Source organism: Actinoplanes oryzae (genome assembly GCF_030757795.1).
GTDB lineage: Bacteria > Actinomycetota > Actinomycetes > Mycobacteriales > Micromonosporaceae > Actinoplanes.
Genome location: NZ_JAUQWH010000006.1, coordinates 60284 through 74817 on the forward strand (window position 1 = coordinate 60284; position 14534 = coordinate 74817).

Here is a 14534-nt window from a genome sequence, read left to right on the forward strand (position 1 = left end):
ATATGGGATGAGATTTCTTGTAAATTGGATCCAATGCATCGTGGCAACGCGCCGTCGCGGTGCCGTGTCACACGTGTGAACGTCTGGTTACCGAGCCTGTGAATCAGCGCGGTAACCAGGCGTTATCCAGGTCGGCTCAGTGCTCGCAGGCGCAGTTGTCGCCGCAGCCGGACGCCACGCCGGCGGCCGGGTCGGGGATGTCGAGGGCCGGGTTGCGGTCGAAGAAGCCGTCCGGTTCCAGTGCGAGATGGATCGACTCGACCGGCATGACCGGCCACTGCTCCGGCCGCGGCACGTGATGCACCCCGAGCACGGGCCACAGCACCAGGGGTACGCCGTCGATCGACCGGTCCTGCCGCTGCCACACGTGCACGCCGTCCTCGCCGGGCTCGGCGTGGTTCGGGTACTGCCCGCCGACGAACTGCTCGGCCGGGTCGTACGGGGTCGCCCACAGGTGCTGGTGCGTGAAGGGCGCGCGGCGGTGCATCACCGAGTCCGGCAGGCCGAACGAGCGGGTTGTGTTCTTGATCTGCAGCCGGTACGCGGTCGGCTCGCCGTAGCGGTTGGTCTTGTCCGCGCTCTCGATGCGCCAGTGCCGGGCGATCGAGGGGTCGACGCGCTGCGCGGCCTCGGACTCCTTGATCAGCGGCGTGCGTACGGCGCGCACCGCGTTGCCGTAGGGGTTGAGTGCCGGGTCGGTCTCCGTCTCGGCGTGCTCCTCGACGAGCCGGTTGAGCTCGCCGTCGACCGCGGTGTCCAGGCGCAGGCCGAAGTAGTGCTGGTGGGTGGGCGTCTGCACGCGGCTGGACACGACCCGGCCGTACGGGGCGCCCTCGCCCTCGGTGATGCCCGAGGCGGACAGCATGCCGGTGAGCTTGACCTCCAGCTCGATGCGCCCGTCCTGCCACAGCGACCAGAAGAAGCCGTAGTCGTAGTTGGCGACCGTCTGGAAGTTGCTGATGATCAGCCGGCGGGCCCGGCGCACCTCGCTGACGCCGCGGCGCAGGTCGTTGTGCTTCCAGAGGATCCCGGCGTCCTCCTCGTGCATGCAGATCGCCTGCGGGATGACCGTCGGCTCGCCGTAGCCGCCGAGCACGGTCGCGTCGAAGTAGCGGATGACGCCCAGGCAGTCGCAGCCCAGCGCGAGCGAGTTGGTGAGCGGGCCGGCGCCGTACTCGCCCCAGTCGAAGAAGTTCTTGCGGTACTGGGTGGAGTTGCTGTCCAGGTACGGCACGTACATCTCGTTGCAGGCGGCGCGCTTGAGCACCGGGCGGCCCAGGAACTCCAGGTCGTAGAGGACCAGGCCCTCGCGGTGGGTGAAGCCGACCCGGAACTTCCAGCCCTGCCAGTCGACCTGCCAGCCGTCGACGGTGAAGCTCGGGCCGTCCTGCTGCACCACGTCGAGGGCCTTGAGCCCGTCGCGGTCCGGGCCCCAGGCGCCGCGCTCGATCGGGCCGGCCTCCTCCGACAGCGGGACGACGCCGTGGTCCTCGACCTCGAGGACCTCCATGGTGTGCATGTCGATGATCGGCACGACGCCCTGCACCGGGCGGGCGTAGCCGTTGTCGCCCTCGGTCGTGCGGTGCCAGACCGTGCCCCACGTGACGCGGCGGTCGCGGTACTTCTCCGGCTCGAAGCCGCCCATCGACTCGGCGTCGATCATGACCAGGGAGACGTCGTGGATGCCGCGCTTGGCCAGCGCCTCGCGGAAGAGCGGGCTCTCCCGGCACGCCGCGGCGGCGGCCCGGGCCTCGTCGGAGGTGATGCCGGGGCGGCGCGGGTCGATCGAGCGCCACTCCAGGCAGCGCGGCTCGGCGCCGAGCACGATGTCGATCTCCCAGGCCGCCTCGCCGCTGTAGTCCATGGCGACGATGCCGACCTTGACCTCGCCAGCGGGCGCGCTGCCGGCGAGGACCTTGCGGGCGTGATCCTCGTCGAGGTAGATCCCCCAGAACCGGGTCCGCTCGCCCAGCCGGCCGTCGGCGCGCGCGGTGGCGATCGCCTGCTCGATCTCGGCGGCGCTCACCGGGTCGAGCGGGTGCGTGCGCTCCACGGGCCCGGTCGCCTCGGTCGGATGGCAGTTCACTTGGATGTTCCTCCCGTTCCCGCGTTCGCGGTGTTCCGGCTGCTTGCAACGTACGGTAGTTTCGGATCCAACGGAATACCGATTGGATCCAAAAATCTCGAGCAGGGAGTTGCTATCGTGCTGGCACTCCGCCTCCCCGCAGCGGAAAACCGAAATGAACCAGAACCCGGTAGCAACCCCACTTCGGACGGACTCCCCATGGAACCCACCCCCGCCAGCGCGCTGGTCGACGACACCGCGGCCGCCATTCGCGCGCGGATCATGTCCGGCGAGATCCCGATCGGGGCCCAGCTGCGGCAGGCCGAGCTGGCCAAGACCCTCGGGGTGAGCCGCACGCCGATCCGCGAGGCGCTGCGCCAGCTGCAGACCGGCGGCCTCATCGAGGTGGTCCCGCACCGCGGCGCGGTCGTGCGCGTGCCGGCGCCGTGGGACGTGCGGGAGACGTACGAGGTCCGCGCCGAGCTGGAGGGCATGGCGTGCGAGCGGGCGGTCTCGCGGATCACCGGCGACGGATTGGCCGAGCTGCGCCGCGCGAACGACGCGGTGCGCCCCGGCGCGATCCTGTCCGACGGCTCCAGCACGGCCGCCAACGACGAGTTCCACACGCTGATCCACGGCTTCGCCGGCAACGAGCGGCTGGCCAAGGTGATCAAGGAGATCAACGAGGCGTTCCCGCGCAACGTGTCCGCGCTGGTGCTGCAGGACAACGCGCGCCACCGCGAGGACAACTTCCACGAGCACGAGCGGATCATCGCCGCGCTCGAGACGGGCGACGCCGAGACCGCGCGCCGCGAGATGCAGGCGCACGTGCTCAGCGCGGGGGAGCAGCTGGCCCGCTGGTACGAGCGCCGCTCCGCCACGGTCTTCAAGGGGTGACCCCCATCGCGGCCGGGCTGTGGCCGTCCAGGTCGGGGCGCTCGACGCCGGTGGCCAGGTCCGCCAGGGCCTCGCCGACGGCCGGGCCGAACTTGAAGCCGTGCCCCGAGCAGGCCGCGCCCACCAGCACGTGCGGGGTGCCCGGCAACTCGCCGATCGCGAAGCGGTTGCGCGGCGCCATCGTGTAACGGCACGCCACCGAGTCCACCACCGATCCGTCCACGCCGGGCAGGAACGGCGCAGCCAGGGCGGCCAGGCGCTCGATCTCGGCCGGCTGCGGCGCCCACTGCGCCCGCGACATGTCGTCGCCCGGACCCGGTTCCAGGCCCACCTTGAGCGCGTCGCCGTGGAAGGCCGGGATGCCGAAGAGCAGGCCCACGTCCGGGATCGCCACGGAGAAGGCGCCCAGTCCGGGCCGGCCCACCAGCTCCGGGTCGCGGGCCCCGAGGTTGACCGTGATGATGCGCTGCACGGTCAGCAGGTCCGCGAACTGCGGCAGCAGCTCGGCGGTCCACGGCCCGGCGCAGACCACGAGCCGGTCGGCGGTCAGATCGCCGTCGCCGGTGCTGACCCGTACCCCGGAACCGTCCGACTGCCAGGAGGTCACGGTCGCGCCGGTCCGCCGCTGGGCGCCCTCGGCAAGGGCCAGCTTGCGCAGGTGCGTCAGGGCGGCCGCCGCGTCGATGACGCCGGCCTCCGGGTCGTAGTGCGCCGTCCAGCCCTCGGCCAGCCGCAGCCCGGGGAAGATCAGCGACGCCTCCTCGAAGCCGACCGTGCGGCCGTTGGGGCTGCGCAGGCCGGGGTCGCCGTCCGAGCGGGCGTAGAGGCCGCCGGTGCGGGTGACCAGCGGCGTGCCCGCGGCGGCGCTCAGCGCGTCCCACGCCGTGTACGCCCGGTCGACCAGCCCGTCCCAGAACGCCGACGGGTACGACCGGCGGATCATCCGCGTGTGCCCGTGCGACGACCCCTCCGTGTGCCCGTCGGGGTGCCGGTCGAGCTGCGTCACCCGGATCCCGCGCCGGGCGAGCTGCCAGGTGGCGGCGCTGCCGTGGATCCCGGCGCCGATCACGATCACGTCAGAGTGGGTGCTGCCGCCCATGAGTGCCGGCCCCCTTCCCGCTCGGTCCCGGTCAGTGCCGCCACGAGGGCGTCGAGGTCGGACTCGTCGTTGTAGACATGCACCGACGCCCGCACCACCGCGTCGATCCCACGCCGGCCCAGGTCCCACTGGCCGTGGCTGGCCGGGACGCTGGTGACGTGCACCCCGGCCGCGCGCAGGCGCAGCACGGTGGCGCGGGGCTGCTCGCCCTCGCAGACGAAGGTCACGATGCCGCTGGGCGACGCCGCCGGGTCGGTCACCCGGATCCCCGGCCGCTCGGCCAGCATCCCGCGCAGGCGGGCGGCGAGTCCGGAAACGTAGGTGTGGACCGCCGGGACGCCCAGCGCCAGCACCTCGTCCAGCGCCACCCCGAGCCCGAGCCGCAGGGCGTGGGCCGCCTCCCAGGTCTCGTACCGGCGGGCGCCGGGGCCGACCTCCACCTCACGGTCGGCGGACCAGGTGGCGCCCCGCACGTCGGGGAAGACGGGGTGCATCCGCTCGCGCATCGCGGCGCTGACGTAGAGCAGCCCGGTGCCGCGCGGGGCGCGCAGGAACTTGCGGCCCGTACCCATGGCGATGTCCACCTGCGCCGCCACGACGTCCAGCGGGAGCTGGCCCAGCGACTGGGTGGCGTCGAGCAGCAGCGGCACGCCGGCCGCCCGGGTGAGCGCGCCGATCCGCGCCACCGGCTCGACCAGCCCCGACGAGGTCGGCACGTGGGCGACCGTGACCAGGGCGGCGGGCGTGCGCAGGCACTTCTCCAGCGCGTCGAGGTCCGTGCCCCCGGCCGCGTCGACCGGCAGCACCTCGACCGTGACGCCGTCGCGGCGGGCGCGGTCGAGCAGGTGCATGGCGGAGCTGACATAGCTGGACGCGGCGGCGAGCACCCGGCTGCCCGGGGGCAGGGCCAGCGCGTCCATGGCCCGGTGCCAGGCGACGGTGGCGCTCTCGACCAGCGCGATGTCCTCCGGCTGGGCGCCGATCAGCGCGGCGGCCTTGGCGTACACCGCGTCGTGCCGGCCCCGCGCCACCTCCGCCGCCTCGTAGCCGCCCATGCGGGCCTCGAGCTCGAGGTGCTCGATGACCGTGCGCAGGACGGCCTCGCTGGGCAGGGAGGCCCCCGCGGAGTTCAGGTGCCGCGCGTGCCGCATGCCGAGGGTGGCCTCCCGCAGCGCCGGGACGTCCAGGCCGCCACTCGGCGCCGGGATGTCCAAGCCCCCGCCCGGCGCCGGGATGCCCAAGCCCCCGCTCACAGGGCGATCACCACGCCCTTGCTCTCGCAGAAGGACTTCAGCGCCTCGTCGCCCAGGTCGCGGCCCAGGCCCGAGTCGCCGACGCCGCCGAAGGACAGGGCCGGGTCGAAGATGTTGTACGTGTTCACCCACACCGTCCCGCAGTGCAGGGCGGCCGCCATCCGGTGCGCCCGGGACAGGTCCCGCGTCCACACGCCGGCCGCCAGCCCGTACGAGGTGTCGTTGGCGATGGCGAGCGCCTCGGCCTCGTCCTCGAACGTGATGACCCCGGCCACCGGCCCGAAGATCTCCTCGCGGGCGATGGTCATGTCATTGGTGACGCCTGTGAACAGCGTGGGGGACACGAAGTAGCCCGGCCGGTCCGGCACGTCCCCGCCGGTGGCCAGGGTCGCGCCCTCCTCGACGCCCTTGGCGATGTAGCTCAGCACGATCTGCCGCTGCTCCTCGGAGACCAGCGGGCCGACCGAGATACCGCCGTCGAGGCCGTTGCCCACGGGCACCTTCTCGGTGGCGGCGGCGAGGCGCTGGTACATCTCGTCGGCGATGGACTTCTGCACCAGCAGGCGGCTGCCGGCCGTACACATCTGGCCGGAGTGCCCGAACGACGCGCGCATCGCCGTCGCCACGGCCGCGTCCAGGTCGGCGTCCTCGAAGATGATGTTCGGGCTCTTGCCGCCGAGCTCCAGGGTGAGCCGCTTGGTGGTCGCGGCGGCCGACGCCATGACCCGGCGGCCCACCTCGGTGGATCCGGTGAAGGATACCTTGGCCACCCCGGGGTGCGCGACCAGCGCGGCGCCGACCTCCCCGTCGCCGGTGAGCACGTTGAGCACGCCGGCGGGCAGCCCGGCCTCCTCGCACAGCGCGGCGAGGCGCAGCATGGTCAGCGGCGTCTGCTCGGCCGGCTTGACCACGACCGTGCAGCCCGCGGCGAGCGCCGGGGCGAGCTTGTGCGCCGCCGTCATGATCGGGAAGTTCCACGGCAGGATCAGCGCGACCACGCCCACCGGCTCCAGGACCGTGTAGACGTGGTGCGAGCCGCCGTCGATCGGCGTCACGGTGCCGGTCAGCCGGCTCGGGGCGCCCGCGAAGTGCCGGAAGTCCTTGGCGCTGAAGAGCGTGTCCGCCCGGGACCGCTCGATCGGCTTGCCGTTGTCCCTGGTCTCCAGCACGGCCAGCTCCTCGAGGTTCGCCTCGATGAGGTCGGCGATGCGGCTCAGGATCCGGGTGCGCTCCAGCGGGGCGAGCCCGCTCCAGCGGCGGTCGGCGTGCGCCCCGGCGGCGGCGGCCACGGCGGCGTCGACGTCCGCGGGATCGGCCTGGGCCACGCGCGTGAGCACTTCGCCGCTGGCCGGATCCAGCACGGGGAACGTCGCCCGGGTGCCGGGCGCGATCCACTCGCCGCCGATCAGGAACGGCTCCTCAGAAGAGATCGAAGTATTCACGCTGCTCCCAATCGGATACGTGGGCGAGGTATCGGGCGAACTCGTCGCGCTTGAGGTGGGCGTACCACGCCACCACCTCGGGGCCGAGCGCTTCGCCGAAAACGGGGTCGGCCTCCAGGGCGGCGACCGCCTCGACGAGACTCGCCGGCAGCTTGTCCGCGGCGGTCGCGTAGGGATCCGTCACCGGGGCGGGCGGATCCAGCTTGCGGGTCAGGCCGTCCAGGCCGCTGATCACCTGCGAGGCGATGTAGAGGTACGGGTTGGCGGCCGGCTCGCCGCCGCGGTTCTCCACGCGGACGCCCGCGTCCTGGCCGCCGCCGACCACCCGGACCATCGCGCCCTTGTTGTCGGCGCCCCAGCAGATCCGGTCCGGCGCCAGGGAGAAGGCCCGGTAGCGCTTGTATCCGTTCACCGTGGGAGTGGTGAACGCCGCCGCGGCCTTCGCGTGCTCCAGGATCCCGGCGAGATAGTGCCGCGCCGTGTCGCTCATGAGCCGAGGGTCGTCGAAGACCGCTTCCCCCGTACGCACATCGCGCAGCGACTGGTGCAGATGCCAGCCCGCGGAGGCCCCGTTCGCCCCGGCCGGCCGCGCCATGAAGGTCGCGTGGTGCCCGGTGCGCCGGGCCAGCTGCCGGATCGCCGAGCGCGTCAGGATCACGTCGTCGGCGGCCCGCGCCGCGTCGGCCGCCTGCAGCGTGATCTCCAGCTGGTTCGGGCCGAACTCCAGCTCCACCGAGCGCAGCGGCAGGTCCAGCGCGTGCAGCCCGCGCTGGAAGGTGTGCACCAGGTCGTCGACCCGGTCCAGGCCCTCCTCCAGCAGCAGCTGCGAGCCGGTGCTGATCGGGCCCACCAGCGGCGCCCGGCCCGGCGTGCCCGGCATGCCGGTGCGGTCGTCGGTCAGCGCGCCCTCGGTGTCGCGGAAGACGTGGAACTCCAGCTCGACGCCGACCGTCATCGCGTAGCCGGTGTCGCGCAGCCGCTCCAGCTGCCGGCGCAGGATGCTCCGGCCGCAGAAGGGCACCGCCGAGCCGTCCGGGAAGCGCAGGTCGCACAGGATCCAGCCGGTCTTCGGCGCCCACGGCAGCACCCGGAAGGTCGTCGGGTCCGGGACCAGCACGATGTCGCCGGCGCCGGAGAAGCCGTCCACGCCCACGCCGGTGTCCGCGCTGAACACCCCGAACGCCGAGCGCCCGGAGGTGTCCTTGAGCAGCAGCGAGCTGGGCGCGGTGACGCCGGAGCGCAGGGCGCCGGGCAGGGCGGCACGGGTCAGCGTCTTGCCGTGCAGCACGCCGTGCTGGTCGGCGAACGAGAATCGGACCAGCTCCAGCCCCAGCTCGTCGACGACCCGGCGCACCTGGCCGGCCGCCGCGAACTGCGCCTCGCTCCACAGGTCGTGCCGGTCGATGAACCCGCCGCGGTCGGCGGCGAGCAGCGGGCGGGCGTTCCAGCCGCCGCCGCCCTCGGCGACGTCCCGCTCGTCGGTGCTAGGCATCCGTCGCCGCCCAGGGGGACTTCTGCCGGCGCTCGTTCTCGCGCTGCCGCCAGGTCTGCTCCCACGTCTCGGTGGGCGCCACGGTGTCCACGGCGAGGGGACCGGTCAGCGCGGCCGCGGTGGTCGCATCCACGGCCCGGGCCGGGATCGAGCCGCCGTTCTCGAACGCCTCGATCGCCTTGAGCAGCATCCGCCTGTTCGCCGTCACGGCCCGGTCGGAGACGCCGAGGCGCTCGGTCGTGCGGTCCTGGATGCGCCCCATGCTCTCCACGGCCCACTGGTCGTGGACGTTGATGTCCAGACCCATCCCCGTGTACGTGAGATCGCGCTGCTCGGCCGGGTCGTAGCCCCAGTTGTTGGAGCGGTTGCGCAGCGGCCGGTAGTCGGGCAGCGACACCTCCTTGAGCCGCTGCTCGAGCAGGGTCGCCTTGTCGGTCTCCTCGGCGAAGTCGTACCAGATCATGTACCAGTAGTGGTTCTCGTCGTCGATCGGCACGTGCCACTGGATGAAGACCTTGGAGTTGCCGAAGGGCACCACGAACGCGTTCGGGAACACGAGGTTGGTGATGCGCACGTGGCGCACCTCCTCGGTCAGCTGCCGGATCGCGTAGACGCGCAGCCCGTGCTCGGCCGTCTCCACCTCGATGTCGGGGCGGTTGCTGTCGCCGACGAGCATCGACAGCTTCTTGCCGGTGCCCTCGACGATCTCGCTGAACTGCTGGCCGTACACCTCGCGGGGGTCCTCGTCGATGAACTTGTGCAGGAAGCTGACGTGGGACGGGTCGATGCCGCCCTCCACGCCCTGCAGCCAGTTGCACTCCCACAGGCCCTTGAAGGCGAAGGTGTACTCCTCCGGGGCCTGGAACGCGTCGTAGTGCGGGAACGGCGGCGGCTCCCCGTCGCCCAGGTAGGCGAAGACGATGCCGTTGCGCTCGACGCACGGATAGCTCGGGATCGTGATCTTGTCGGCGAAACGGCTGTGCGCCGGCTCGGCGGGCTGCTCCTTGCACCGCCCGTCCGGCCCGTAGAGCCAGCCGTGGTAGAGGCAGCGCAGGCCGCCGTCCTCATGCCGGCCGTAGGCGAGGTCGACGCCGCGGTGCGCGCAGAACCGGCCGACCAGCGCCCAGCCCCCGTCGTCGCGGCGGAACAGGACCAGGTCCTCGCTCATCAGCCGGACCGGCTTGACCGGGCGCTCGGGCGGCATCTCGGACACCAGCGCCGCGGGCTGCCAGTAGGCCCGCATGAGCCTGCCGAGCGGCGTGCCGGGCCCGGTCCGGGTCACCCGCTCATTGTCCTCGGGCTTGAGCAAGACCCACCTCCCGTATCCATCAGCTGCAAGATTGGATCCAATACTTGCACGATGGGGTGCGGTTAGGCCATCCCTGGATTCGTTACAAGCTCTTTTCGGCGGCTGCCGGAGCGGTCCCGGGGCGCGGTTCCCCGGCGGCGGGCCGCTTCGCCAGGGCCCGGTCGAGGCCCACCAGGGCAGCACCGAGGGCGTAGATGCCGATGCCCAGCGCGAGCATCCACAGGGCGACGCCCGTGCCGCCCTTGCCGGCCGGGTCGAGGAAGAAGTACGGATAACGGGTCGTGGCCGCCGGGAGCAGGGCGGCGCGGAGCTCGGAGAGGAGGGCGTACCCGAGCGGGAAGAGCAACCACGCGGGCAGCTCACGCCAGGCCGGCACCCGCCGGGGCCCGAACATGACCCAGTCGGCCAGCACCATGACCGGCACCACGTAGTGGACCAGGAACGTGGACCGCTCGGCCAGCACCTCGGCCGGGTCGCCGCCCACCAGGCCGGGCAGCGGGTTGGCGCCGTCGTTGAGCAGGAAGTGCGCCACCAGGCCGGTGACGAGGATCCACGCCGTCACCGGGCCGCGCAGCCGCGGCGCCGCGATCGCGGGCGAGTCGCGCCGGATCATCCAGTAGACGGCCGCGCCGAAGTAGCCGGCCACGACGAGGTTGCTCTGGGTCGTGTAGTAGACGATCCGGCTGTCCCCCGCCCACAGCCCGGTGACGCCCGCCGCCACGATCAGTGCCCGCCACCACAGCTCGGGCCGTCCCCAGATCCGCATACCGCGCCTCCCGTACATCGGCGATCAAGTATGCCCGCGCTCGCGCCGGACCCTTAGGGTTCGGGGCATGGATGCGTTCGACTCCCTGCGCCTCGATGCCGTGCCCGACCACGAGGCGCTGCGGCGCGTCTACGCCCTCCCCGGCGACGCGGCCGTCCGCAAGCAGACGACCGAGCTCACCGAGGAGACCCGGCGCCTCGTCGCCTGCGCCTCGCTGGTCCTGATCGCCAGCGTGGACGCGGAGGGCAACTGTGACGTCTCCCCGCGCGGCGGCCCGGCCGGGTTCGTCACCGTCCTGGACCCGCGGACCGTGGCGATCCCCGACGCGACCGGCAACAAGCGGCTGGACACCTGGCAGAACGTCATCGCGACCGGCCGGGCCGGGCTGCTCTTCGTCGTCCCGGGCCGCACCACGACGCTGCGGATGAACGGCCGCGCCTGCGTCTCCACCCGTCCGGAGCTGCTGTCCCGGCTGACCGCCGTGGGCAAGCCGCCGGCCAGCGCCCTGGTGCTGGGCATCGACGAGGTCTACCCGCACTGCCCCAAGTCCCTGATGCGCGGCGGCGTCTGGCAGCCGGACTCGTGGCTGCCGCCGGAGGCTCAGCCGGCCTCCGCCGAGGTGACACTCGCCCAACTGCGGATGCCCGGGCTGACGATCGCCGACATCCAGCGTACGGAGGCGGAAGCGCTCAAGTACCGCTACGAATAGCGGGACCTCGACGGGTCGCCCCCGGCCCGCGGCGGGGCATCATCGACGGCATGGAGACGCTTTTCACCGGCGGGCCGCTGTTCGGGACGATCGGGGACGCCCTGCTGGTGCGTGACGGCCGGATCGCCGCGGTGGGCGGGGACGACGTCCGGGAGCTGGCGACCGCGCGGACCGAGGTGGTGGAGCTGCGGGGGCGCCTGCTGCTGCCCGGCTTCCAGGACGCGCACGTGCACGCCGTCACGGGCGGCGTCGAGCTCGGGCAGTGCGACCTGAGCGGCACCACGAGCGTCGACGACTATCTGGGGCGCGTGGCGGCGTACGCGCACGAGCACCCCGGCGCGGAGTGGATCGCCGGGGGCGGGTGGTCGATGGAGAGCTTCCCGGGTGGCGTACCGGCGAAGGAGGTCCTGGATCGGGTGACCGGCGGCAGGCCGGCCTTCCTCATGAACCGGGACCACCACGGCGCGTGGGTCAACACCGAGGCGCTGCGCCGGGCCGGGATCGGCGCGCGCACGCCGGATCCGGCGGACGGGCGGATCGACCGGCTGCCGGACGGCGAGCCCGCCGGCGGCCTGCAGGAGGGCGCGATGGACCTCGTCGCCGCGCTGGTGCCCGGGGCGACCGCGGCGGACCGGCTGGCCGGGCTGCTGCGCGCGCAGGAGCTGCTGCACTCGCTGGGCGTGACGGCGTGGCAGGACGCGCTGATGTGCGGATCCAACGGCTACCCGGACGTGTCCGACGCCTATCTGACCGCGTCCCGCGACGGCACCCTGGTATCCGATGTGGAGGGGGCGCTATGGTGGCGGCGCGATGCGGGCAACGAGCAGATCCCCGGCCTGCTGGCCCAGCGGGAGCGGCTGACCGGGGGCCGGCTGCGCTGCCGCTCGGTGAAGTTCATGCTCGACGGGGTGGCGGAGAACTTCACCGCCGCCATGACCGCGCCCTACCGCGACGCGTGCGGACGGCCGACCGGCAACAGCGGCATCTCGTTCGTCGAGCCACGGGCCCTGGCGGAGCATGTGACCGCGGTCGACGCGCTGGGCTTCCAGGCGCACTTCCACGCGCTGGGCGACCGCGCGGTCCGCGAGGCCCTGGACGCGATCGCCGCGGCCCGCGACGCCAACGGCCACCGGGACACCCGTCCGCACCTCGCGCATCTGCAGGTCGTGCACCCCGATGACGTACGCCGCTTCCGCGCCCTGGACGCGACGGCGAACCTGCAGGCGTACTGGGCGGCGCACGAACCACAGATGGACGAGCTGACGATCCCGTTCCTGGGGCCCGGGCTGGCGGAGCGGCAGTACCCCTTCGGCGACCTGCACCGCGCCGGGGTGCGCCTGGCGGCGGGCAGCGACTGGCCGGTGAGCACGCCCGACCCGCTGCAGGCGATCCACGTGGCCGTGAACCGCACGTTGCCGGGGTCGCCCGGGCCGGCGTTCCTGCCGGAGCAGCGGCTCGGGCTCGAGGTGGCGCTGCGGGCGTACACGGCGGGGTCGGCCTTTGTGAATCACCGCGACGACACCGGCGCGCTGCTGGCGGGGCAGCGCGCCGACCTCGTCGTGCTGGACCGGGATCCCTTCGCGGGGCCGGTGGACGCCCTCGGCGAGACGCGCGTGGCGCTCACCTTCGTCGGCGGCGAGCGGGTCTACGCCTCGCGGGAGGCGTGAGCGCCGGGACGCGCCGGCGTCTCCTCGCCGTCCTCCACGATCTCGGCCTCGACCTCGTCCCCCGTGCCACCGGTCAGCTCGCCGGTGACCTGCGGCTGCTCCACCCAGAGGGCGCGCAGCTGCGCCTGCATGAAGCCGGTCAGCCGGCCGCGGTAGTCGCGGTCGAACTGCTCGAGCGCCTCGATCTGACCCTGCAGCGCCTCGCGGCGGGCGCCGAGGCTGCCGACCACGTCGTCGAAGCGCTGCTGGGCGGCGAGCCGCAGCTGGTCGGCGTTGGCCTGCGCGTCGGCGGTGATCCGGCCGGCCTCGCCGCGCGCCTCGAGCACGACCTTGGCGGCGCTGCGCTGGGCCTCGTCGGCGCGCTCCTTGGCCTGGTGCGCGATCTGCTCGGCCTGGGCGCGCGCCTCGGCCAGCACCTTCTCGGCCTGGCCCCGCACGTTGTGGGCGTGCAGCTGCGCCTCGCGCCCGATCTCCTCGGCCGCGGCCAGCGCGTCCGTGCGGATCTTGTCGGCCTGCTGCTGCGCGCGGGCCAGGTGCTCCTCGGCCGTGCGCTGGGCCATGGTGAGAACCTGCAGCGCCTGGCTGGGCGGCACCGCGCCCTGCTGCTGCGCGACGACTCCCTGCTGCTGCGGGATCCCGCCCTGCTGCTGGGGGATGGCGCCCTGCTGCTGCGGGATCGGCACCACCTTGTGCTCCGAGGTGGCACTGTCGGCCGGGCCGTTGAACATCACTTTCACGCGATCCTTCATCCGATCGTCCGTCACGGAGACCTCCGCCATGGCCGGGAACGGCGGGATGCTACCAACCCGCGAGCCCCGGGCGCGAGATCCCTCCGGAGGGCGACTGCGCGAAACGGGAACAAGCATGCACGATGTAACGACGTCTGCCTGTGACCCCGTCCGTCGGCCGTCGACCGTCGGACCTCCGTGCGGCCGTCGGACCTCCGTGCGGCCGTCGGACCTCCGTGCGGCCGTCGGACCTCCGCGCGGCCGTCGGACCTCCGTGCGGCCGTCGGACCTCCGCGCGGCCGTCGGACCTCCGCGCGGCCGTCGGCGCGGCTCCACCTCGTGCGCGGACGAGGCGCCGACGCTGCTCGACGGCGTGGCGGGGCAGCCGGAATGCCTCGCACTCAGGGGCGTCGCCAGTGCCCGATGCGGGGATGGGCCGGCCGGCGCCCGATGCCGAAGACTGTGCTGGTCGAGATGACGGACAGGAGGGCATCGTGGGTCTGTTCCGGAAGACGCGCAAGATCGAGCCGACAGCCGCTGTCGCACCGCCGGTGATCGATGCGGGAGACGTCGCCGAGGCGGACCGGGTCACGGCCGGATTCCTCGCAGCTCTGGGCGACGACGCGCAGATGCGCCACACGGCGTACGCCCTCTCACAGGCCGGCGGCGGCCCCGCGGATCTCGAGGCCTCGCTGATGGCGAGCATGCGCACCGGCAACACGGGCATCGACCGGCCCTGGCACTGGCTGGCCGGGGTGGTCGAGCATCCCGCGGCGGCGGGGCAACCGCGGGTCGTGGCCCAGATAGCCGCTGTCGTGCTGATCTGGCATCGCGAGCTGCGCGGGCGGCTGCAGCTGGCCGACATGAGCGACATGATGCTGCAGGCGCCGCCGGTCGAACTGGTCACCCGGATCTGCTCCGCGTCGCTCCGGCACCTTCGGCAGGCCGACGGCGATGCCGTGTTCAGCCACGGCGCGCTCACGATCGATGGCGTTCGTGCTCTGTGCGCCGAGGAGGTGCAGGAAGCGGGGTCGGCTGCCGACGGCGGATGACCATGGGACGCCGGTCCGGCGGGCGGCGGTGTCGTCCATCAGGCTGCCGGGGTCC

The 14534-nt window shown here is 73.0% G+C and carries 12 protein-coding genes; 4 read left to right on the forward strand and 8 right to left on the reverse strand.

Annotation, left to right across the window (positions count from 1 at the left end):
- Positions 1-136: 136 nt before the first annotated feature.
- The gene (locus RBH18_RS04000) at positions 137-2086 is read right to left on the reverse strand and encodes a primary-amine oxidase (RefSeq protein ID WP_306204513.1); all 1950 of its coding nucleotides are present in this window, start codon (positions 2084-2086) and stop codon (positions 137-139) included.
- Between the two features lie 198 nt (positions 2087-2284).
- On the opposite strand from RBH18_RS04000, the gene RBH18_RS04005 reads away from it, so the two are divergent.
- Positions 2285-2962, forward strand: a complete 678-nt coding sequence (locus RBH18_RS04005) for a GntR family transcriptional regulator (RefSeq protein WP_306204514.1) — start codon at positions 2285-2287, stop codon at positions 2960-2962.
- Here RBH18_RS04005 and RBH18_RS04010 read toward each other — a convergent pair.
- The 6 genes from RBH18_RS04010 to RBH18_RS04035 form a co-directional block, all read right to left on the reverse strand.
- The gene (locus RBH18_RS04010; protein ID WP_306204515.1) at positions 2952-4037 is read right to left on the reverse strand and encodes an FAD-dependent oxidoreductase; all 1086 of its coding nucleotides are present in this window, start codon (positions 4035-4037) and stop codon (positions 2952-2954) included. The two genes, RBH18_RS04005 and RBH18_RS04010, sit on opposite strands and share 11 nt — an antisense overlap.
- On the reverse strand, positions 4034-5314 hold the full coding sequence (locus RBH18_RS04015; protein ID WP_306204516.1) for an aminotransferase class V-fold PLP-dependent enzyme: 1281 nt from the start codon (positions 5312-5314) through the stop codon (positions 4034-4036). Before RBH18_RS04015 ends, RBH18_RS04010 begins: the two co-directional genes overlap by 4 nt.
- Positions 5311-6756 (reverse strand): aldehyde dehydrogenase family protein, encoded by a 1446-nt coding sequence (locus tag RBH18_RS04020; protein WP_306204517.1) that lies wholly within the window; start codon positions 6754-6756, stop codon positions 5311-5313. Before RBH18_RS04020 ends, RBH18_RS04015 begins: the two co-directional genes overlap by 4 nt.
- On the reverse strand, positions 6734-8248 hold the full coding sequence (locus RBH18_RS04025) for a glutamine synthetase family protein (protein WP_306204518.1): 1515 nt from the start codon (positions 8246-8248) through the stop codon (positions 6734-6736). The genes RBH18_RS04020 and RBH18_RS04025 overlap by 23 nt, the downstream gene beginning before the upstream one ends.
- Positions 8241-9530 carry a Rieske 2Fe-2S domain-containing protein gene (locus RBH18_RS04030; protein WP_306204519.1) on the reverse strand — a complete coding sequence of 430 codons (1290 nt, stop codon included), beginning with the start codon at positions 9528-9530 and terminating at the stop codon, positions 8241-8243. The genes RBH18_RS04025 and RBH18_RS04030 overlap by 8 nt, the downstream gene beginning before the upstream one ends.
- A 109-nt stretch (positions 9531-9639) precedes the next feature.
- Positions 9640-10323, reverse strand: coding sequence for a Pr6Pr family membrane protein (locus RBH18_RS04035; protein ID WP_306204520.1), 684 nt, complete (start codon positions 10321-10323; stop codon positions 9640-9642).
- 67 nt (positions 10324-10390) lie between these two features.
- Between RBH18_RS04035 and RBH18_RS04040 the strand changes: the two genes are divergently transcribed.
- Together RBH18_RS04040 and RBH18_RS04045 are read left to right on the forward strand one after the other, a co-directional pair.
- Positions 10391-11032: an MSMEG_1061 family FMN-dependent PPOX-type flavoprotein gene (locus tag RBH18_RS04040; protein ID WP_306204521.1), complete on the forward strand. Its 642-nt coding sequence runs from the start codon at positions 10391-10393 to the stop codon at positions 11030-11032.
- A 50-nt stretch (positions 11033-11082) separates the two neighbouring features.
- Positions 11083-12699, forward strand: coding sequence for an amidohydrolase (locus RBH18_RS04045; protein WP_306204522.1), 1617 nt, complete (start codon positions 11083-11085; stop codon positions 12697-12699).
- On the opposite strand, the gene RBH18_RS04050 is transcribed toward RBH18_RS04045, so the two are convergent.
- A complete protein-coding gene (locus RBH18_RS04050) occupies positions 12678-13448 on the reverse strand; it encodes a hypothetical protein (RefSeq protein WP_306204523.1) in 771 nt (256 codons plus the stop codon). The two genes, RBH18_RS04045 and RBH18_RS04050, sit on opposite strands and share 22 nt — an antisense overlap.
- Positions 13449-13843: 395 nt before the next feature.
- On the opposite strand from RBH18_RS04050, the gene RBH18_RS04055 reads away from it, so the two are divergent.
- On the forward strand, positions 13844-14479 hold the full coding sequence (locus tag RBH18_RS04055; RefSeq protein ID WP_306204524.1) for a hypothetical protein: 636 nt from the start codon (positions 13844-13846) through the stop codon (positions 14477-14479).
- The last annotated feature ends 55 nt before the right edge of the window (positions 14480-14534 follow it).

Coding starts and splice junctions, on each gene's coding strand:
- RBH18_RS04035 (WP_306204520.1), bottom strand. CDS start 10,323: ATGCGGATCTGGGGACGGCCCGAGCTGTGGTGGCGGGCACTGATCGTG.
- RBH18_RS04040 (WP_306204521.1), top strand. CDS start 10,391: ATGGATGCGTTCGACTCCCTGCGCCTCGATGCCGTGCCCGACCACGAG.
- RBH18_RS04005 (WP_306204514.1), top strand. CDS start 2,285: ATGGAACCCACCCCCGCCAGCGCGCTGGTCGACGACACCGCGGCCGCC.
- RBH18_RS04050 (WP_306204523.1), bottom strand. CDS start 13,448: ATGAAGGATCGCGTGAAAGTGATGTTCAACGGCCCGGCCGACAGTGCC.
- RBH18_RS04045 (WP_306204522.1), top strand. CDS start 11,083: ATGGAGACGCTTTTCACCGGCGGGCCGCTGTTCGGGACGATCGGGGAC.
- RBH18_RS04025 (WP_306204518.1), bottom strand. CDS start 8,248: ATGCCTAGCACCGACGAGCGGGACGTCGCCGAGGGCGGCGGCGGCTGG.